Here is a 21,470-nt window from a genome sequence, read left to right on the forward strand (position 1 = left end):
ATATGCTATTCGAAAAAGAAAGGATGTAAAAAGGACCGTATACGGCCCCAAATTATATTTGAAACTTATCAAGTTGTTCTAAGAAACGTCTTGATTTCAAATAAATCCCGCAATATTCATCATAATATGTATTCAATACTAAACGCATTTGTTTTTTTGTACTATCCTTCACTGATACATTGCCAAGTCTATGTAAATCGAAGTGGTAGAAAAGACGCAATAATTTATGAACGGCTTCCCCCACTGGTATACGATACTGATCTTGTTCAGCATGACGTGAGCACAGAAAACCGCCCTCCCTAACAGAGAAGGCGACAAAATCTGTTTCTTGATGACAAATCGCACATGTATCAAAGTACGGGCGCATCCCTAATACCGGAAGCATTTTCGTTTGATAAATTAATGATAATACTTCTGGATCAACACCCTCACACATATAATGCAACGTTTGATATAACATTTCAAATAAATATGGATTATGTTTTTTATCTTCTGTTGCTTTATCAGTTAACTCAACAATAAATGATGCATAAGCAGTTAAAAATATATCCTCGCGAATTTCTTTCATAGTTGAAATAATCTCGCCTTGTTGCAAAGTTCCAAGTCCAGATCCCATTTGAATAAGAAAATGACCATGTGTCATAAGTTGCGAAACAGATGCTAACCGGCTTTTCGGTTTTTTCGCTCCTCTTGCCATTGCACTTACCTTACCCAATTCTCTTGAGAATATTGTAACAATCTTGTTCGTTTCTCCGTAATCTGTCGTACGGATAACGATGCCCTCAACTTTTTGAAACATGTTCGTCACCATCCAAGGTTTGAACAAAACGGGTCAAGAAATTGGAGAGTCTAGATGCGCTAGCTCCTCTTCATGTTGATCCATCTCATCGTTTACGTCTTTTTCCATTTCTTTCAAAAGCAAATACGTCTCAATGCTTCCTGTTTTGGAGAAAAACTTCCAGGTAAAATCTAGCATAAGAATCCACCTTTCTCAATAAGCGTAGCCTATAAACCAATTTCCTTTGTTGTTATTAAATTGACCCATTTTGTCCATTTTCATGTGAGAAAAATTTTTCCTAATTTATCAAAACTCATAAAAACCAATAATCAGCGGATGAACAAAACATCCGCTGATTACAGCTTTACTCTATTTTAATACTCGTCTTCGCGGAAACCAAGGTCACGAAGCTGAGACATTTTATTACGCCAATCTTTTTGCACTTTTACCCATACTTCTAAAAATACTTTAGAACCAAGTAATGCTTCAATATCAAAACGCGCTCGCTTACCGACTTCTTTTAACATCTTCCCTTGTTTTCCGATAATAATCCCTTTTTGCGACGGACGTTCAACAACAATCGTTGCATTGATATAAACTGCCCCGCCTTCGCGTTTTTGAATTGCATCGATAACAACAGCCACAGAATGCGGCACTTCTTCACGTGTTAAATGTAGTACTTTTTCACGAATAAGCTCTGCAATAATAAATCTCTCCGGATGATCCGTTACTTGATTATCTGGGTAGTATTGTGGTCCTTCTGGTAAATACTTTTTAATTGTACCAATTAGAGCTTCCACATTATTACCGTCTAATGCAGAAATTGGTACGATTTCTGCAAAGTCGTGTAATTTGCGATATTGATCAATTAACTCTAATAATTGTTCTGGGTGAACTTGGTCAATTTTATTAATAACTAAAAATACTGGTTGTTTCGTTTCTTTTAACTTCTCGATGATGAATTCTTCACCACGACCAAAGCCTTCAACAGCATTCACCATAAACAGAACGATATCAACTTCTTTTAATGTCGTTTGCGCCATCTTCACCATGAAGTCGCCTAGTTTATGTTTCGGTTTATGTATTCCTGGTGTATCAATGAAAATTACTTGTGAATCATTTTCTGTATATACGCCTTGAATTTTATTACGAGTTGTTTGTGGCTTGTCACTCATAATAGCAATTTTTTGACCAATAATACGATTTAAAAATGTAGATTTCCCAACATTCGGTCTGCCAATAATAGAGACAAAACCTGATTTATAACCTTTTCTATTCATGTAAATCCTCCGCTAAAAATGCTCCTGGTAACAATTCTCCGACTGTTGTCTCTTGAACGTCACCATGTAAATTTGATAGGTATACTTTCGTATCCTGTTTACATAATTCTACCATAACTTGTCGACATGCTCCACAAGGAGGTACTGGACGCTTCGTATCCGCCACAATTGCGATAGCTACAAACTCTTTATCTCCTTCAGAAACCGCCTTAAATAAAGCTGTTCTTTCTGCACAGTTACATAAACCATATGATGCATTCTCAACATTACATCCACGATATACTTTTCCATCGCGCGTTAATAATGCTGCACCTACTTGAAATTTAGAATATGGTACGTACGCTTGTTTACGCGCTTCGATTGCTTCTTGAATTAATTGTTTACTATTCATATTCCCGCATCCTTCCTGTTCCCAGCTGTGAATAGATACACTCTCTTATTAAAGGCCTTTACGGCACCTTCAAAGCTTAATAAAAGCTTTGGAATGCAACTATACCACATACGGTAAAAAGATAATAGCACCAATTATAACGGCTATTATCGCAAACAACAAAACTGCTCCTGCTGCGACATCCTTTGCGACTTTCGCAAACGGATGTATATCAGCAGTCGCTAAATCTACTGTTTTTTCCACAGCCGTATTTACCATCTCTAAGCTCATTACAATTCCTATTACAATAAGTAATATCATCCACTCTACTTTCGTAATATGGAAATAAAAGCCGCAGCATATAACAATGACTGCGGCTACATAATGAATTTTCATATTTCGTTCATGACGAAGACAAAAGAATACACCTGCTATAGCATATCCAAAACTATCTATAAGTTTTCCTTTTTTCATCGTCCTAATCCAAATGCTTCTAAAATTTCTTTTTGTCTTCCAAACATTTCTTTTTCATCCTCTTCTGTCATGTGGTCATAACCAAGCAAATGTAAAAAGCCATGTAACGCTAAAAAGCCAAGTTCACGATCAAAAGAATGTCCATACTCTTCAGCTTGTTCTTTCGCTCTCGGAATAGAAATAATAAGGTCACCTAACATACGCGGCATTTCTGCGCCCACAATTTCCATTTCCCCTTCTCCCATTTCTTCCATAGCAAAGGAAATGACATCAGTAGGCTGATCTTTATCTCGGTAATCACGATTAATCTCGCGAATGCGTTCGTTATCTACAAATGTCACTGATAACTCCGCACCATCCTCTATTTTTTCCATTTGAGCTGCTTTTCCTAATATCTCACGAATTAAATTCACATATTCTTCTTTCACTTCTTCTGTTTCATCAATGAAATCAATTAATAAACTCATTCTTTCTCCTTTTCTTCCGGTGGTTCCGGATATGTAATACGCGAATGGAAAATACCATTTAACGTTTCACATAACGTTTTTCCAACGATTTGTAGTTCCTTAAATGTCAAATCACATTCACTAAATTGCCCATCTTGCAGGCGATCTTTAATAATACTTTGCACTAAATTATTAATTTGCTCTGGCGTTGGGTGATTCATAGAACGTACCGCCGCCTCAACACTATCCGCAATACCAACGATTGCCGATTCTTTAGAAGTTGCTTTTGATCCCGGATATCGGAACATCTCTTCTGTATATTTTTCTTTATCTTCTTTAATCGCCTTATAATAAAAATATTTAAGAAGCGTTGTACCATGGTGTTGCCCAGCAATATCAATAATTTCTTGCGGAATATGGTATTCTTCGAGCATCTTTACTCCATCGGTTACATGAGCAATGATAATTTCTTTACTCGTCACAGGATCTAATTTATCATGTGGATTCTCAATTCCCATCTGGTTTTCAATAAAGAATTGCGGTTGTACTGTTTTTCCTACATCATGATAATACGCCCCTACACGCGCTAATACACCATTTGCTCCAACTGCTTCACAAGCTGCCTCAGAGAGATTCGCTACCATTACACTGTGATGATATGTTCCTGGCGCTTCTAATAAAATTCTACGCAAAAGCGGATGATTCGGACTTGATAATTCCATAAGCTTCATACTCGATACAATTCCAAGTCCACTTTCTAAATATGGTAATATCCCCATAGCCAAAACGGATGAGATAATTCCTGAAAGGGAAGCCATTAATAATTGCGTACCAATTTCAAGAGGTGAAAAATTCCCATTACGTAATAATAATAACGCCGCCAAGACGACTACATTTAAGATAGATACGAGTATACCAGCTTGTAAAATCATCGTACGACGATTTTTTTCTCTTAAGAAAATACTCACTGATAATGAACTTAATAACACATAAATACCCACACTATAATTTAGTGTACTTGTTACTCCTTCATTAAACATAATACTTCCGCACACAGAAAAAATCATACTTGTTAAAAATACAAATCGATCGCCAATCATTAGTTTTACAAGTATCGTTCCCATCGCAACTGGGACAACATACGCAATTCCTGCATATTCAAGCTTTTGAAACAAACTAATAATTTTCATTAAAACAATCGTGATAGACAAAATTGTAATATACGCTAAAATGTACGGTTTGTCTTCTCTTTTCCGCTGTAAAAATAATTCAAACTGCTTATGCATAAAGTATAGTAACACACCAATGAGCACAGCTAATCCAACATAAGGCTGAAAACTATTACCTTTCTCTAATAAACCGACTAATTTCAACTGATTATACATATCACTTGAAATTGTTTCACCTTCTCTAACAATAACTTGTCCTTGAAGAATATAAACAGGTGGAACTAAATCTTCTTCTGCTTTCTTCTTCTCTTTCGTTACAGCAGGATCATAGAAATAATTTGCTGTAATCGCATATGATCCTAGTGCATTCACAGCTTCTTTCAATCCGCTATTCACATTCAGGCTTTTCATTTCATTAACAAATCGCTCTTTCGCTGCCATTTCTTCGGACATTTTAATATTTCCACCCATGATAACGCTAACAGACGTTAAAGCCGCATTCTTTGCTAATTCTAATTGATCCGGTTCTGCATTAATAAAGTATAATAAATTCTCATCCGATAATTCCTTCGTTAAATTAGATGGCAACTTCTTCTTCAACTTTTCTAATTTATTCGCATCGGTCATCTTTTTTTGCTCTTCAGGTCCAGCAGCTTTCATCTCCTGAATTACTTCATTCACCTTAGCAAAAACATCATTTACAATATCTACTCTATTTTGTTTATATTCACTTCTATATGTATATTGATCCCCGACTTTTTGAGCGGCCTCTTGTTTTTTTCTTTCCGTTATAACCTTATCTTCAATTTTAATAGGAGAATGAATTGTTTTTTTCGCAATAGAATACATATCAACATCTAATTGCTCTGGTTTCACATTATTCATAAGTGCAAAAAACAGCACTGCCCCTAATAAAACGTAAGAAATCCAACTTAGTTTTTTCGAATGTTGTAAATTACGAAACCACTTAGAAATTTCTTGAGATCTTAACATGATTTCAATACCTTCTCCTCTCTAGAAATAAAGTGAAACTATTTATAGCTTTCATTTCTTCTAGCCAACGATACTTTTAGGTAACATTTTTATACACCAGTACCTATAGTTTATTTCTCTTATCTTTTATGATAGTAAAAAATATGCCGTTCGCCAACCTTAATACAAAAAGAAATGATCCTGACAAATAGGATCATTCCATTTTATCATATGCCTCAATAATACGTTGTACCAGTGGATGCCTTACAACATCCGTTTGTTCTAACGTAATGAATGAAAGACCTGATACACCAGATAAAATGTTAGCGGCTAGCGTAAGCCCTGATTTTACCCCTTTTGGTAAGTCTACTTGCGAAGGGTCCCCCGTAATAACCATTTTAGAACTAAAACCTAATCTAGTTAAAAACATTTTTATTTGTGCACCCGTTGTATTTTGCGCTTCATCTAAAATAACAAATGAATCATCGAGCGTACGTCCTCTCATATAAGCAAGAGGCGCGATTTCAATTACACCTCTTTCCATCATACGCTGCGTATATTCTTGTCCAAGAATATCGTGCAGAGCATCATACAATGGACGTAAGTACGGATCTACCTTCTCTTTCAAATCACCTGGTAAAAACCCTAAACTTTCTCCAGCTTCTACAGCCGGTCTCGTTAAAATGATTTTCTTTACATACCCTTGCTTTAAAGCTCTTACAGCCATTACTACAGCTAAGTATGTTTTCCCAGTCCCGGCAGGTCCTATTCCAAATACAATATCATTTTTCTTCATTGCATGAATATATCTTCTTTGTCCCATCGTTTTTACACGAATGGATTTACCCTTTGCCGTTTTAAAGATTTCTTCTTCATATAACTCTTCAAATTGAGCAATTTTCCCTTGTTGTGCGAGCTGAATTGCATACGCAACATCTCTTTCTGTAATTGACACACCTTTTCGAATAACAACAAGTAGTTGCTGTAAGATTTTTTCTACGAGTGTCACAGTTTCAACTGCTCCAGATGCATGAACAGTTTCACCTCTAGTTACAATTGATACATTCAGTTCCCGTTCAATTACTTTCAAATGAGCATCATTGACTCCAAAAAGAGCGATTGCTTCGTTAGTATTTTCCAATTGTTGGTTCATTTCTACTAATTGTTCTGCCATTACTCAGTCTCCTTGAATATCGGATTCGGATATTGGTTGTGGCTCTGCAATATTTTCAATCACAGTATAATGCAAAGTGACTTTTAGTTGATCCGCCTCAACCTCTTTACTCAAAATCTTATCACTTACAATCATAGCATGTTCATCCAATTTTTTCTTTAGTTCTTTTTCAGCCATTTCTTTCGCTACTTTCATTGCCTGTTTTTCTGTATATTCTCGGTTCGCCTCTTCCTCTTCTCGCACTACATCTTTTTCATATGCAATCGGCAGTGTAAAACCAAATAATTTCACATCATGTTTTACACTTTCCGTACGAGAACGTTTATACTTATCATGCTGAAATCCCCATATTTTTATTTTTGTACTCCCAAATGTAAGGTAATGCTCATTATACGTATTACCAGTATATACTTGAAATTGCGTCTTGAGTGGTACATTCACCTCAGATGTGTACCACGTTTCTCCATATACAATACCTTTCGCCGAAACAATCGTTGGACTCTCCTCATTACCGTATATCCCTGATACGAGAAGCTGCCCTTTTTCTACATGATCATTTTTTAAAACGACTGGTTTTCCAACTTCAACAAATGTTTTTGTAACAATCGCTTCTTTTTTTGCCACTAAATTTTGCGGCCTTTGTTCTTTTTCTTTTTTCGGCTCATTTTTTTCAACGATTTTAAAATGGTACGTCGTTCCCCTTACTTCTAGTCCTGCCCAAGTAATCGCATTAATATTGTCCGTCAAATGACGTTGTACATCTTCTACACTAGGCATTTGGAATTGTAATTTTCCTTTTTTAATACCCATTTTGTCCAATTCTTTCATCAATATATATTCTGTTTCAGGTTTCGCTCCTGTAATTTCAATTTTCCAAACCATATTCGATAATGCAATCATGCCAAAGAAGAAAATTAAAAAACCAATTAAGAATCCACTATTTTTAATTAAGCGCTTATTCCAAAATGGAAAACCGTAACGCCCAATAAAATATAGTTTACACTCATTTTTTCTATAAATCGGCTTTATTTTTTTCACATCTCGTAATAGCATACAAAAAACTAACGTTTCATCGGCAATTTTCTTAACGTCCCAAACTAATAATTTTCTACGCACACATTCGTTAACGAACCGCTCCGCTCCTCTACCTTCAATTCGTACCTTTACATATCCAAGCCACTTTATAAACCATTTATTTTTCATCTACTACCTTCACTACCTTTCCAAAAGTAGACACACTACTTTTCACTTTAATTAGCAAAATAGCTCGTACGAAAATGAAATAAAGAGTTTTATTTTCCATAAATAGCGGGATAAAGTGAGACTTTAATCAGCCCTCACCAATCGGACTTTAATGGACAGCCCGACCCCCACCTAACTTCTTTGCTTTCGCTGAATTTTGAGGCGTAGGCTTACTGCCCATTAAAGCGGGATAAACTAAATAGTAGGGGCAAATCATTAGAATAAAGAAGAAAAACTTCACATACGGAAGTTTCCCTTACTTCTCTTTCTGTTCGTCTTCTAAAAACGTCACTTGCTCAATTATCCCTTCAAGCAAAAGTTCTTCCGGAAGGATTGTTTTAATAACAAAGGACTGCCCCTTAATTAATAGCTGACCATGCTTTAACAACAATCTTACTTCTTTATCTGAAAATACTAATAAACCTCGATGATTTTCTATATAGATATGCACTTGCCCAACAAGCGTGATCCGAGGTAGATCCATTAGCACATCCACTGGTAGGTCTATTTGCTTCGTTAACCAATTCTTCATTTGTTCTAATTTTTTCATCCCAAAAGACCCCCTCTCATCCCATATGTATGAAAAAAGAGCTTGTAATATCACGTCCAAACTGAAAAAAAGCATAAAAAAACGTCTCATAAGAAATGAGACGTTTTTTTATGCTAATAGCTGGATAACCAGCTTATTCACAAGCGATCCATCTGTTTTACCTTTTACTTTCGGCATAACAGCAGTCATCACCTTACCCATATCTGCTTTAGAAGTCGCACCAACTTCAGAAATTACTTGCTTGATTATATCAACTAGCTCTTCTTCCGTTAATTGCTCCGGCAAATATGCGCTTAAAATCTGAATTTCACTTTGCAGTTTATTAACAAGGTCTTCACGACCAGCTTTTTTAAATTCAAGGAGGGAGTCCTTATGCTGTTTTACTTCACGAGCTAAAACTGTTAGTTCCTCTTCTTCAGTAAGAGTATGCTGTAGTTTAATACCTTCATTTTGTAAAGCAGCCTTAACCATACGAATGACGGTTAATTTTTCTTTTTGTTTATTCTTCATCGCTTGTTTCATATCATCGTTTAAACGACCGAGAAGACTCATAACTTACACCCTCTCTTAGAATTTACGCTTTCTTGCCGCTTCAGATTTCTTCTTACGTTTTACACTTGGTTTTTCATAAAACTCGCGCTTTCTTGCTTCAGCAAGTGTACCAGTTTTAGAAACCGATCTTTTAAAACGGCGAAGTGCATCCTCCAAAGACTCGTTTTTACGAACGACTGTTTTTGACATTCTCTTTCCCTCCCTCCGAAACATCACACTTACATACTAACTCCAGCATGCAAAAAGAAACACTTCTTCAGCATGTCTTTTACGATTATAATACATTTTATCACTTCAGGTCAACTATTTGGCAGAATAAAAGAAGAATAGATGCTCTTCCTTTTTCAAAAACTATGCAGATAGCTGTTATCCTTTCCCCTGAAGGCAACTATATTTTTATCATTACACCTTTTTTCATGCAGGAACGTACGAAACAACTACTCATTTCATACATTTTCAGTACTTAACTTCTCCACTAAAAAAGAAAGCATGCAAATCGTTTCCGTTTGCATGCTTTTTTATCCCGATTGGTCCGGGCTAATAATGAGCGGGGAATGAATCCCACGCTCATTAAAGTTTCACTTTATGCGCTTGCTGATTCCTTTTTCACATCATCTTCAAGGACACGAACAAATTGCGCTTCGTTATATGGATAACCAGCTTTTGTGATTTTTACTTTCACTAGTTTACCGATTAATTCTTCTGATCCTTCAAATACAATTTTCAAGTAGTTATCTGTATAACCTACATATAGGCCTTCACGGTCGCCCTCTTTAAATTGTTCTTCTGGAATAATTTCAAGTACTTCTCCTTCAAACTGTGATGCATACTCTTTCGCTAATTGATTAGATAGTTCAATTAAACGGTGAACACGATCATTCTTCACATCTTCAGGAACTTGATCTTCCATACGCGCTGCAGGTGTTCCTGTACGTTTTGAGTACGGGAATACGTGCAACTCAGAGAAGCGATTCTCTTTAATGAAATTGTATGTTTCCATGAATTCTTCTTCTGTTTCACCTGGGAAACCAACGATTACGTCTGATGTAATCGCAAGACCTGGTAACGCTTCTTTCAAACGATCTAAGCGCTCTTGGAAAAATTCCATCGTATACTTACGACGCATACGCTTTAATACAGTATTAGATCCAGATTGCAACGGAATGTGTAAGTGACGTACAACTACTTCAGACTTATCTAACACTTCAATTACTTCATCTGAAATCTGACTCGCTTCAATAGAAGAAATACGAAGACGTTTTAATCCGTCTACTTCCGCTTCCATATCACGAAGTAATCCAGCTAAGTTATAATCTTTAATATCTTCACCGTATCCACCTGTATGAATACCTGTTAATACGATTTCCTTATAGCCTGCATCTACTAATTGCTGCGCTTGTTTAATAACTTCTTTCCCATCGCGAGAGCGCATTAAACCACGCGCCCAAGGAATAATACAGAATGTACAGAAGTTATTACAACCTTCTTGTATTTTTAAAGATGCACGTGTACGGTCCGTGAAGTAAGGTACATCAAGTTCTTCATATACACGTGTTTTCATAATGTTACGCACAGCATTAATTGGCTGACGCTCTTTACGGAATTCTTCGATGTATCCTAACATCTTTTCACGATCTTGTGTACCAACTACAATATCTACACCTGGAATCGCCATAATTTCCGCTGGAGATGTTTGTGCATAACATCCTGTTACACAAATAACCGCATCTGGGTTTTGACGAACAGCACGTCTAATAACTTGACGACTTTTCTTATCCCCTGTATTCGTTACTGTACATGTATTAATAACATATACATCAGCTTTTTTTTCATATTCAGTTCTTTCATATCCACCTTGTTTAAACAATTGCCAAATGGCTTCTGTTTCATAGTGGTTTACTTTACAACCTAACGTATGGAACGCAACAGTTGACATTGATCATCACCCCATCAATTCAAAATGATACGAAGCAGCACTTAACGCATATAACGGCGCCGTTTCTGTTCTTAAAATTCTTGGTCCTAAACTACATGGTACAAATTTATGTTCACGAAGCGCTGTAATCTCTTCCTCAGCCAAACCGCCTTCTGGGCCAAATACAATCAATAACTTTTGACCTGGTTTCATCATCGTTAAAGCTTTCGCAAAATTAGATTTCTCGCCTTGTTTCGCTTCCTCTTCGTAAGCAACAAGGCAAACATCATACTCACCACTCATTGACAGCAATTGTTTAAACGATGCTGGGGCGTGTACTTCTGGAATTTCACTTCTATGTGATTGTTCCGCAGCTTCTTTCACAATTTTTCTTAAACGCTCAACTTTTTTATCAGCTTTTTTTGCATCCCATTTTACGATAGAGCGAGATGCTTGAAATGGTAAGAATGCAGCTGCCCCAAGCTCAGTTCCTTTTTGAAAAATTAACTCTAGCTTGTCTCCTTTCGGCAGTCCACTTGCAATCGTCACGAAAACAGGAAGTTCACTTGACGCCTCTACCCATTCTACAATAGCCGTATTAATAAATTCACTGGTAATTTCATCAATTGAACATACGGCTGTTTTTCCGTTTACACAGCAATAAATGTGATCTCCAGCTGACATACGCATTACTCTTGCGATATGATGGACGTCATCACCTACAATGCGAATACTTGTCTCATTTACATATTTCTCTTCTACAAAATAACGTTGCATATAATCACCTTAGTAGAGTTTCGTTCCTTTCGTAAGCCAATACTTACGAAAAGAACGAAACGTTATCATTTTTCATATAACAAACGGCAAGTCCCTCACCTTATAGTGAGAGACTCCCCTTTTCATTATAGACTAAAATCTATATTACGCATTTCGTGCAATAATTGCTACCCAATCTTCCATTCGTAACACTTCTTCAATTGTAAATCCAGCTTTTTCTAACGCTTCAGAAATTACTTTTTCCTTCGCAGCAATAATGCCCGATGTAATAAATAATCCGCCTGACTTCACAACTCTCGCTGCATCTTCAGGGAATAATAGAATAATTTCTGCTAATAAGTTAGCTACGATTAAATCAACAGGACCTTCAATACCTTCTAAAAGACTATTTTGTCCAACAGATACAATATCATCTGTTTTATTTAAACGTACATTCATTTCTGCACTTTCAACCGCAACCGGATCTAAATCATATGCTTGAACAGAAGACGCACCTAATTTCGCTGCTGCAATACTCAGTACACCAGAACCTGTTCCTACATCAATGATCGTATCACCTTGCTGTACTGTTTTTTCTAAAGCACGGATACACATCGTTGTTGTCGGATGAGTTCCCGTTCCAAATGCCATACCTGGATCTAATTCAATAATTTTTTCTTCCGGAGAAGATGGTGTATATTCTTCCCAAGTCGGCACAATTGTGAATGTATCAGAAATTTGTACTGGATGGTAATATTTTTTCCAAGCAGTAGCCCAATCTTCTTCATTGACTTCGTTAACGGTAATATTTCCAGTACCAATTTCGATGTCGTAAGATGGAAGCACATCAATAGATGATTTTACACCTGCAATTGTTTCATGTAAAGAATCCGTTTGCGGGAAATATGCTTTTATTAATACACCTTCCGCCGGATACTCATCTGGGTTCAATGCATAAATTTCACCATATTGTTGCTCGCGCTCTTTCGTCAACTCTGCCGGATCCTCAATCGCAACTCCACTAGCACCAGCTTCATGTAAAATATGAGAGACAGCTTCTACTGCTTCTTCTGTTGTATGAATACTAATTTCTGACCATTTCACAATTTACCAACTCCATTTTTTATTTCCATTATTCCCCTTTGAAAGCACGTTTAAGCTTTCCGAATAAACTATCATCCTGCTCTTCTTGTCCTGCAAATTCACGCAATAAATCTTTTTGCTGTGAAGTTAATTTCGTCGGTACAACAACACGCACGACTACATATTGATCTCCTTGACCGTATCCACGTACGTTCGGAGCACCCTTTCCTTTTAGGCGGAATTCTGTTCCTGTTTGTGTTCCTGCTGGAATTTTCAGCTTCACTTTACCATGAACAGTAGGAACTTCTACTTCATCACCAAGTGCCATTTGCGCAAATGTTAATGGCATTTCACAAATAATGTGATCTCCTTCGCGCTCAAAGAATTCATGATTTCTTACATGAACAACAACATATAAATCTCCTGCTGGGCCGCCATTTACGCCCGCTTCACCTTTTCCAGATACACGGATTTGTTGACCATTATCGATACCTGCTGGAATTTTAACGTTGATTTTTTTACGTTTACGTACTTTACCAGAACCGTGGCATGTCGTACATTTTTCTTTAATGATTTGCCCAGTTCCTGAACAATGACCACAAGCTTGACGGTTTACGATACGACCAAATGGTGTATTTTGTTCTACACTTACTTGCCCTGATCCTGAGCAATGTTTACATGTTTCTTTTGAAGTTCCTGGTTTTGCCCCGCTACCTTTACAAGTATCACATGGATCTTCTACTGGAATCTCAACATTTAACTCTTTACCAAAAATAGCTTCTTCAAAATCTAAAGTAACTTGATATTGTAAGTCAGCACCTTGACGCGGAGCGTTTGGATCACGACGTCTGCCGCCACCGCCGCCAAAGAATGAACTAAAGATATCTTCAAAACCGAAGCCACCGCCGAAGTCTCCTCCGCCGCCAAAGCCACCGAAGCCTTGATTAGCACCAGCATGACCAAATTGATCATATTGCGCACGCTTTTGATCGTCGCTTAATACTTCGTATGCTTCTTGCACTTCTTTAAACTTTTCAATTGCATTTTCTTCTTTACTTACGTCTGGATGGTATTTTTTAGCCAAACGACGATACGCTTTTTTTATTTCATCTTTTGAAGCACCCTTGCTAAGTCCAAGGACCTCATAATAATCTCGTTTACTCATAAATTTACAACCCCCGAATCTTTCACATAAACGTAATTTTAACACCGAAAGAAAGTGCTTTGCAACAAAGTTTCCTCACTTACAGTATGCAAAGTAAAAAACTTAAGACCCTCACACATTCCTTCTCATTCGTGAAAAAAGCCAAAGCCAAGGCACGCTTGACTTTGACTTTTTGTCATCTTACTTATTATGTTTACAGTTGAATTACTTGTCTTCTTTTACTTCTTCAAACTCAGCGTCTACTACATTGTCTTTCTTCGCGCCAGCATCTTGTGCTCCTTGTGCACCTTCTGCTTGCCCTGCAGCTGCTTGAGCTTGCTCATATAGTTTAACAGTTAGTTGTTGTACGATTTCTTGTAAAGCGTCTTTTTTCGCACGGATTTCCTCAAGCTCGTTCTTCTCAATCGCAGCTTGTAATGCTTCTTTCGCTTCTGTTGCTTTTGCAACTTCAGCTGCATCTACTTTACCTTCTAAATCTTTTACAACTTTATCTGTTTGGAATACAAGTTGGTCAGCTTCGTTACGAAGTTCAACTTCTTCCTTACGTTTTTGGTCAGCGTCAGCATTTGCTTCTGCTTCTTTTACCATACGATCTACTTCTTCATCAGAAAGACCTGAAGAAGATTGGATTGTAATAGCTTGTTCTTTGCTTGTTCCTAAATCTTTTGCACGTACGTTAACGATACCGTTCGCATCAATATCGAATGTTACTTCGATTTGTGGAATACCACGTGGTGCTGGTGGGATATCCGTTAATTGGAAACGTCCTAACGTTTTGTTGTCAGCTGACATTGGACGCTCACCTTGTAATACGTGAATGTCTACTGCTGGTTGGTTATCAGCAGCTGTTGAGAATACTTGTGATTTACTTGTTGGAATTGTAGTGTTACGCTCGATTAATTTCGTGAACACACCACCCATAGTTTCAATACCTAAAGAAAGTGGAGTTACATCTAATAATAGTACGCCTTCTACATCACCAGTAAGTACGCCACCTTGAACTGCAGCACCTAATGCTACAACTTCATCCGGGTTTACACCTTTATATGGTTCTTTACCAGTTTCACGTTTAATAGCTTCTTGTACAGCTGGGATACGAGTAGAACCACCTACAAGGATAACGCGATCTAATTCACTTGCAGATAGACCAGCATCTTTTAAAGCACGACGAGTTGGTTCTAATGTTCTTTCAACAAGGTTTGCTGAAAGCTCTTCGAATTTCGCTCTTGTTAATGTTAATTCTAAGTGTAATGGACCAGCAGCTCCAGCACTAATGAATGGCAATGAAATTTGTGTTTGTGTTACACCTGAAAGATCTTTTTTCGCTTTTTCAGCTGCATCTTTCAAACGTTGAAGTGCCATTTTATCTTGGCTTAAATCAATGTTATTTTCTTTTTTGAACTCAGCTACTAAGTGATCGATGATAACTTGGTCAAAGTCATCTCCACCAAGACGGTTGTCACCAGCAGTTGAAATAACTTCAAATGTTCCATCTGCTAACTCAAGGATAGATACGTCAAATGTACCGCCACCTAAGTCATATACTAAGATTTTTTGCTCTTCATCTTGTTTTTCTAAACCGTAAGCAAGCGCTGCTGCTGTTGGTTCGTTAATGATACGTTCAACTTCTAAACCAGCGATACGACCAGCATCTTTCGTTGCTTGACGCTCTGCATCGTTGAAGTATGCAGGTACTGTAATAACAGCTTTCGTTACTGTTTCACCTAAATATGCTTCAGCAGAAGCTTTTAAGTTTTGTAAAATGATTGCAGAAATTTCTTGAGGTGTATATTCTTTACCCTCGATTTCTACTTTGTAGTCTGTACCCATATGACGTTTAACAGACATGATTGTATTTGGGTTTGTAATTGCTTGACGCTTTGCTACTTCCCCAACTTGACGTTCTTCATTTTTGAAAGCTACAACAGAAGGTGTTGTACGGTTTCCTTCTGGATTTGGGATAACCTTTGGTTCTCCACCTTCCATAACAGCTACACAAGAGTTTGTTGTACCTAAGTCAATACCGATAATTTTACTCATGGCGAATCCTCCTACTTTTATGTAAATTATTGATTTACTTTTACCATCGATGGGCGAATTACACGGTCTTTTAATTTATAACCTTTTTGGAATTCTTCCACAACCGCATTTGATTCAAATTCGCTGTCTTCTACTTGCATAACAGCTTGGTGTTCATGAGGATCAAACTGTTTACCAACAGCTTCAATCGCTTCTACACCTTCTTTTGTCATCGCTTCTAACAATTGACGATATACCATTTCCATCCCTTGTAATAAGGACTTCATTTGCTCATCATTTGCTTCCACTTGCATCGCTCTTTCAAAATTATCAAGAGCTGGCAAAATATCTGAAACAAGACTTTGTGCTCTATATTTTTCAGCAGCCTGTTTATCCATTTGAACACGACGCTTATAATTTTCAAAATCAGCTTGTAGACGTAGCATACGGCCTTCCGTTTCCGTCAGTTTCGCTTGCAATTCATCTACTTTTTCTTGTAAAAGAGCAGCCTCACTTTTTTCTTCAACAGATTCTTCGCTGTCTTCAGATGTTACGGCTTCTTCAACTTGTGCTTCTTTTACTTCTTCTTTCACTTCTTCTACAACTTGTTCGTTACGCTCTTCCACAATTTTCACCTCCTTAAAAGGTATTAGGTATCATGCATAGCATGATTACCTAAGTATAGTTATATATTACACACAGTGATGTATTGCTTATCACTTGAGCGAATGTATTCTTCTTTATTCTTTATTTTTTTAGTCCATCTGTAATTTGCCTTGTAAATAACTGCAACAAACTAATTACACGAGAGTATTGCATTCTCGTTGGACCTAAAATTGCAATTGTTCCAACCTGTTCTTCTCCGATTGAATATGTTGCAGAAATTAAACTGCAATCCTCCATAGCCGTTGAAGAGTTTTCCCTACCAATTTTCACTTGAATACCAACTTGTTTATGACGCAAAATATCATAAAACTCAGCTTCGTTATCAATCATGGTAAGTAAAGATCTAACTTTTTGAATGTCATGAAACTCTGGTTGCGAAAGCATATTTGCCTTCCCTCCAAAGTATATCTTTTCCGATAACGGAACTTGAAATGTACCATCCAATATTTTTATTGCACTATCGTAATTATGAACATACCCACGCAATACCGTAACAATCTCCTTAAAGATTTTATTATGGAGTTCCGACATTGGTACGCCCGATAGCTTTTCATTTAAAATATTAACCATTTTTTCTAAATCTGATAAATCAACAGATTCCGGAACGGTAATCGTTTTGCTTTGTACATGCCCTGTATCCGTTACAATAATAGCGACTGCAGTTTGACGATCAAGCGGAACAATTTGTACGTTTTTAAGTTTATTTGTGCTTAACTTCGGTCCAAGAACAATGGCCGTATAATTTGTAAGCTCTGATAAAATTTGAGCTGATTGTTGTGCAATCTTTTCCGCTTCAAAAATTCTTTCAGCAAATAAATCTTTAATTTGTACAATTTCATCGTTCGGTAAATTTTGCGGCGCTAAAAGATGGTCTACATAAAATCGATATCCTTTTTCAGAAGGAACACGTCCAGAAGAACTATGCGTTTTCTCAATAAATCCTAGTTCCTCTAAATCAGCCATTTCATTTCGTATAGTAGCTGAACTAAATGTAATTTCATCTTTTTTAGCCAACGTCCTTGACCCAACAGGTTGCGCTGATCCAATAAAGTCATCAATAATTGTTTGTAAAATTAAGAGCTGACGTTCCGTAAGCATCTCATCATCACCTCTGTTAGCACTCTTTGTCTTCGAGTGCTAAATCTATTAATAACTTACCAAAATTGACATTCAATTGTCAACGGAAACGTCACGAAATAATGAAACTTTTTCACGTTAATGGAACATTTAATTAGTCAATCAAAAATGATTGGAATACTTCATTCCCTAATAATTTTCCTTTTCGCGTTAAACGAACATATCCATCGCTCTCTTCAAGCAATCCTTGTTCTTGGTTGTTTTGTAACTGCTTCGCGAAAACTTGATCTATTTCCATATTAAATTTCTTTTGAAACGCTATTTTAGATACACCTTTTGTTTTTCGGAGTCCTAAGAACAACTCTTCTTCCATTTTTTCTTCCTCCGTCACCACATGAACATCTAAATACGGAAATCCGGTTTCATCGATCTTATTGAAATATTGCTTGAGCGGCCCTACATTTTGGATACGTTCTCCATTTACATAACTATGCGCTCCAGCTCCAAATCCATAATACTCTTCATTATTCCAGTATGTGAGATTATGTCTACTTTCATTATTACCTTTTGAAAAATTACTAATTTCATACTGGGTATAGCCATGTTTCTCCATTTCATCCATTACCATTTCGTACATTTTCGCTTCATGGTCTTCACCTGGAAGTCTTAATTTCCCTTTATTCATTAAGTTATAAAATACTGTTTTAGGTTCCACAATTAATGAATATGCCGAGAAATGTTGTACACCAAGCGTAAAAGCAATGTCTAATGTTTCTTTTACATCTTCTATCGTCTGTCCTGGCAGAGCATAAATAATATCTACATTTATATTTTTAAAGCCTACTTCCTGCGCTTCTCTAATTGCTACAAACGCATCTTCTCTCGTATGCTTACGTCCAATTTTCTCAAGCAATTCATCTCGAAATGTTTGCACCCCAAAACTAATTCGGTTCACTCCACCTTCTAGCAATACATTTAATTTCTCTTTCGGCAAATCACCTGGATTCGCTTCAAATGTTAATTCACAATTCGGGGCAAACGGACGTAAACGACGATTTATAATATCTAATAATTTCTTTGTCTGTTCCATATTTAATGCTGTCGGAGTTCCCCCGCCAACAAAAATCGTTTTCATACTATCAAACGGTACCTTTTGAACTGTATTTATTATTTCTTTCTCTAAATACTCTAAATATTGATCGACCGGCTGGCATTCAATAAACACTTTATTAAAATCACAATAGTGACAAATATGCTGACAAAACGGAATATGAATATATGCAGCTTGCACCAAAAATAACTCCTACCTTTCTAAAAAGAAAACCTCCGCGCTCGGGAGGCTTCTTTTACTTCTCTAACGTATTACGAATTTGTTCCATTCGCATTTTTCCCCAATCATACATCATTTCAACGATTGGTAAAAGCGACATGCCTAATTCCGTCATATAATATTCCACTCGCGGAGGAATTTCTGGGTATACTGTTCGATCAACAATCCCATCTTCCATTAACTCTTTTAATTGGTTTGACAAAACTTTATGAGAAATGCTCGGAAATAATCGTTGTAATTCACTAAAACGATGAGGCCCTTCCACACCAAGATGCCATAATATTACAACTTTCCACTTTCCACTAATAATAGAAAGCGTCAATTCCTTTTCACAATTAAAATTGCCATTTTGTATTTTTTCTTGAATATCTTTTCGAATATTTTCGGACATTAACAAACTCCTAACTCTATATGAACTAAAAAGCTCTCTCACTATTGTAAATGAGAGCTACTCAGATGTCTAAAAAGTAATTATACGTAAAAAAGAAGTCGCATAAACGACTTCTTTTTTCATTCCAACTATTAGTTGTCATCCATTTTCAGTACAGCCATGAATGCTTCTTGCGGTACTTCTACAGAACCAACAGACTTCATACGTTTTTTACCTTCTTTTTGCTTATCAAGAAGTTTACGCTTACGAGAAATGTCACCACCGTAACATTTCGCAAGTACGTTTTTACGCATCGCCTTAATTGTAGAACGCGCTACAACTTTGTTTCCGATCGTCGCTTGAATTGGCACTTCGAACTGCTGTCTTGGAATTAATTCTTTTAATTTTTCTACGATTACTTTACCACGGTCATACGCTGAATCACGGTGTACGATAAATGATAGAGCATCGACTTGCTCAGAATTTAAAAGAATATCCATTTTCACAAGTTTAGATGGTTTGTAACCAATTAACTCATAATCAAATGATGCATATCCTTTCGTATTTGATTTCAACTGATCGAAGAAGTCATATACGATTTCTGATAATGGGATTTCATATGTCAATGTAACACGCGTTTCATCTAAATATTGCATATCAATAAACGTTCCGCGTTTACCTTGGCAAATTTCCATTACAGCTCCAACATAGTCATTCGGAACCATAATTGCCGCTTTAACAAATGGCTCTTCAACACGATCGATTGTCTGTGGATCCGGCATATTAGACGGGTTATCGACAATCATGTCTTCACCATTCGTTAAGAATACTTTATAAATAACACTTGGCGCTGTTGTAATTAAATCAATTTTAAATTCACGTTCAATACGCTCTTGAATGATTTCCATATGAAGAAGTCCTAAGAATCCACAACGGAAACCAAATCCTAGCGCTTGAGATGTTTCTGGCTCAAACTCAAGAGCAGAATCGTTTAATTCTAATTTCTCTAGCGCATCACGTAAGTCGTTGTAACGTGCAGAGTCAATCGGGTACAGACCACAGAATACCATTGGATTTAATTTACGGTAACCAGGTAATGGCTCAGCTGCTGGACGTTTCGCATGTGTAATCGTATCACCAACGCGTGTGTCACCAACATTTTTAATCGATGCCGCTAAGAAACCTACATCACCTACTGTTAACTCATCACGTTGCGTAGTTTTCGGTGTAAACACACCTACTTCTGTTACTTCAAATTCTTTTCCAGTTGCCATCATACGTACTTTATCGCCAACTTTTACCGTTCCATTTACAACACGGATATACGCAATTACACCGCGGTATGGATCATATAAAGAGTCAAAGATCATACATTGTAACGGTTCTTCTGAATCACCTGTTGGTGCTGGCACTTTTTCAACGATTTGTTCTAGAATCTCTTCGATACCAATCCCAGCTTTTGCCGAAGCAAGTACAGCTTCTGATGCATCTAACCCAATTACATCTTCCACCTCTTGGCGTACACGCTCTGGGTCTGCACTTGGTAAATCGATTTTATTAATAACCGGTAAAATTTCTAAATTGTTATCAAGCGCTAAGTATACGTTCGCTAACGTTTGCGCTTCAATACCTTGCGCTGCATCTACTACAAGAATTGCACCTTCACAAGCCGCTAAACTACGAGATACTTCGTACGTAAAGTCGACGTGTCCTGGTGTATCAATTAAGTGAAGAATATATTCTTCGCCGTCTTTTGCTTTATAGTTTAATTGTACTGCGTTTAATTTAATTGTAATACCACGCTCACGCTCTAAATCCATAGAGTCAAGCAACTGAGCTTTCATTTCACGTTGTGTTAACGCGTTTGTTTTCTCTAAAATACGGTCTGCTAACGTTGACTTTCCGTGGTCAATATGAGCAATGATAGAGAAATTACGAATTTTGGACTGTCTTTTTGCTCTTTCTTCTTTGTTCATCTATGTTCTCAACTCCTAATAGTCTCGCCAATATACACTAGCACTGATTATATCAATAGAGCAGCAAAGATTCAATGAAAACTCGTGCTGCTTACGATACAAATCA

Annotated in this window: 22 protein-coding genes; all 22 read right to left on the reverse strand. The window is 36.9% G+C overall.

The window, feature by feature from the left end:
• Window positions 1–52 precede the first annotated feature (52 nt).
• The 22 genes from recO to lepA all read right to left on the reverse strand — a co-directional run bounded on the left by recO (window position 53) and on the right by lepA (window position 21,364).
• On the reverse strand, window positions 53–799 hold the full coding sequence (recO, locus tag ACTFRN_RS04185) for a DNA repair protein RecO (RefSeq protein WP_000487010.1): 747 nt from the start codon (window positions 797–799) through the stop codon (window positions 53–55).
• Between the two features lie 33 nt (window positions 800–832).
• Entirely contained in the window at window positions 833–976 is a 144-nt protein-coding gene (locus tag ACTFRN_RS04190) for a YqzL family protein (RefSeq protein ID WP_000883924.1), read from the reverse strand.
• Window positions 977–1,152: 176 nt separating this feature from the next.
• Window positions 1,153–2,058, reverse strand: coding sequence for a GTPase Era (gene era, locus ACTFRN_RS04195; protein ID WP_001080241.1), 906 nt, complete (start codon window positions 2,056–2,058; stop codon window positions 1,153–1,155).
• Window positions 2,051–2,449: a cytidine deaminase gene (locus tag ACTFRN_RS04200; RefSeq protein ID WP_001086296.1), complete on the reverse strand. Its 399-nt coding sequence runs from the start codon at window positions 2,447–2,449 to the stop codon at window positions 2,051–2,053. The genes era and ACTFRN_RS04200 overlap by 8 nt, the downstream gene beginning before the upstream one ends.
• A 99-nt stretch (window positions 2,450–2,548) precedes the next feature.
• The gene (locus tag ACTFRN_RS04205; RefSeq protein ID WP_000715476.1) at window positions 2,549–2,902 is read right to left on the reverse strand and encodes a diacylglycerol kinase family protein; all 354 of its coding nucleotides are present in this window, start codon (window positions 2,900–2,902) and stop codon (window positions 2,549–2,551) included.
• Window positions 2,899–3,369 carry an rRNA maturation RNase YbeY gene (gene ybeY / locus ACTFRN_RS04210; RefSeq protein WP_000054691.1) on the reverse strand — a complete coding sequence of 157 codons (471 nt, stop codon included), beginning with the start codon at window positions 3,367–3,369 and terminating at the stop codon, window positions 2,899–2,901. The genes ACTFRN_RS04205 and ybeY overlap by 4 nt, the downstream gene beginning before the upstream one ends.
• Window positions 3,366–5,510 carry an HD family phosphohydrolase gene (locus ACTFRN_RS04215; RefSeq protein WP_000946449.1) on the reverse strand — a complete coding sequence of 715 codons (2,145 nt, stop codon included), beginning with the start codon at window positions 5,508–5,510 and terminating at the stop codon, window positions 3,366–3,368. The genes ybeY and ACTFRN_RS04215 overlap by 4 nt, the downstream gene beginning before the upstream one ends.
• A 193-nt stretch (window positions 5,511–5,703) precedes the next feature.
• Window positions 5,704–6,663: a PhoH family protein gene (locus ACTFRN_RS04220; protein WP_000840516.1), complete on the reverse strand. Its 960-nt coding sequence runs from the start codon at window positions 6,661–6,663 to the stop codon at window positions 5,704–5,706.
• A gap of 3 nt (window positions 6,664–6,666) precedes the next feature.
• Window positions 6,667–7,866, reverse strand: coding sequence for a sporulation protein YqfD (gene yqfD, locus ACTFRN_RS04225; RefSeq protein WP_000792485.1), 1,200 nt, complete (start codon window positions 7,864–7,866; stop codon window positions 6,667–6,669).
• Between the two features lie 295 nt (window positions 7,867–8,161).
• On the reverse strand, window positions 8,162–8,455 hold the full coding sequence (yqfC, locus tag ACTFRN_RS04230) for a sporulation protein YqfC (RefSeq protein ID WP_000732266.1): 294 nt from the start codon (window positions 8,453–8,455) through the stop codon (window positions 8,162–8,164).
• A gap of 108 nt (window positions 8,456–8,563) precedes the next feature.
• On the reverse strand, window positions 8,564–9,007 hold the full coding sequence (locus tag ACTFRN_RS04235; protein ID WP_000054571.1) for a GatB/YqeY domain-containing protein: 444 nt from the start codon (window positions 9,005–9,007) through the stop codon (window positions 8,564–8,566).
• A 15-nt stretch (window positions 9,008–9,022) separates the two neighbouring features.
• Window positions 9,023–9,196, reverse strand: a complete 174-nt coding sequence (gene rpsU / locus ACTFRN_RS04240) for a 30S ribosomal protein S21 (RefSeq protein WP_000048061.1) — start codon at window positions 9,194–9,196, stop codon at window positions 9,023–9,025.
• 394 nt (window positions 9,197–9,590) lie between these two features.
• Window positions 9,591–10,943 (reverse strand): tRNA (N(6)-L-threonylcarbamoyladenosine(37)-C(2))-methylthiotransferase MtaB, encoded by a 1,353-nt coding sequence (gene mtaB / locus ACTFRN_RS04245; RefSeq protein ID WP_000108677.1) that lies wholly within the window; start codon window positions 10,941–10,943, stop codon window positions 9,591–9,593.
• Between the two features lie 6 nt (window positions 10,944–10,949).
• On the reverse strand, window positions 10,950–11,699 hold the full coding sequence (locus tag ACTFRN_RS04250; RefSeq protein ID WP_001190157.1) for a 16S rRNA (uracil(1498)-N(3))-methyltransferase: 750 nt from the start codon (window positions 11,697–11,699) through the stop codon (window positions 10,950–10,952).
• A gap of 144 nt (window positions 11,700–11,843) precedes the next feature.
• A complete protein-coding gene (gene prmA / locus ACTFRN_RS04255; RefSeq protein WP_000872110.1) occupies window positions 11,844–12,782 on the reverse strand; it encodes a 50S ribosomal protein L11 methyltransferase in 939 nt (312 codons plus the stop codon).
• Window positions 12,783–12,810: 28 nt separating this feature from the next.
• The gene (gene dnaJ, locus ACTFRN_RS04260) at window positions 12,811–13,926 is read right to left on the reverse strand and encodes a chaperone protein DnaJ (RefSeq protein WP_000043935.1); all 1,116 of its coding nucleotides are present in this window, start codon (window positions 13,924–13,926) and stop codon (window positions 12,811–12,813) included.
• Between the two features lie 204 nt (window positions 13,927–14,130).
• Window positions 14,131–15,966 (reverse strand): chaperone protein DnaK, encoded by a 1,836-nt coding sequence (gene dnaK, locus ACTFRN_RS04265; RefSeq protein ID WP_000034690.1) that lies wholly within the window; start codon window positions 15,964–15,966, stop codon window positions 14,131–14,133.
• Window positions 15,967–15,992: 26 nt separating this feature from the next.
• On the reverse strand, window positions 15,993–16,571 hold the full coding sequence (grpE, locus tag ACTFRN_RS04270) for a nucleotide exchange factor GrpE (protein WP_000392719.1): 579 nt from the start codon (window positions 16,569–16,571) through the stop codon (window positions 15,993–15,995).
• Window positions 16,572–16,692: 121 nt separating this feature from the next.
• Window positions 16,693–17,709 carry a heat-inducible transcriptional repressor HrcA gene (gene hrcA / locus ACTFRN_RS04275; protein ID WP_000954951.1) on the reverse strand — a complete coding sequence of 339 codons (1,017 nt, stop codon included), beginning with the start codon at window positions 17,707–17,709 and terminating at the stop codon, window positions 16,693–16,695.
• Window positions 17,710–17,842: 133 nt separating this feature from the next.
• Window positions 17,843–18,982, reverse strand: a complete 1,140-nt coding sequence (gene hemW / locus ACTFRN_RS04280) for a radical SAM family heme chaperone HemW (RefSeq protein WP_088106417.1) — start codon at window positions 18,980–18,982, stop codon at window positions 17,843–17,845.
• A gap of 52 nt (window positions 18,983–19,034) precedes the next feature.
• Window positions 19,035–19,409 carry a winged helix-turn-helix transcriptional regulator gene (locus ACTFRN_RS04285; RefSeq protein WP_001293546.1) on the reverse strand — a complete coding sequence of 125 codons (375 nt, stop codon included), beginning with the start codon at window positions 19,407–19,409 and terminating at the stop codon, window positions 19,035–19,037.
• 131 nt (window positions 19,410–19,540) lie between these two features.
• Window positions 19,541–21,364: an elongation factor 4 gene (gene lepA, locus ACTFRN_RS04290; protein WP_001030957.1), complete on the reverse strand. Its 1,824-nt coding sequence runs from the start codon at window positions 21,362–21,364 to the stop codon at window positions 19,541–19,543.
• Window positions 21,365–21,470: the final 106 nt, after the last annotated feature.

Source organism: Bacillus cereus group sp. MYBK245-2 (assembly GCF_051916145.1).
Taxonomy (GTDB): Bacteria; Bacillota; Bacilli; order Bacillales; family Bacillaceae_G; genus Bacillus_A; species Bacillus_A pacificus.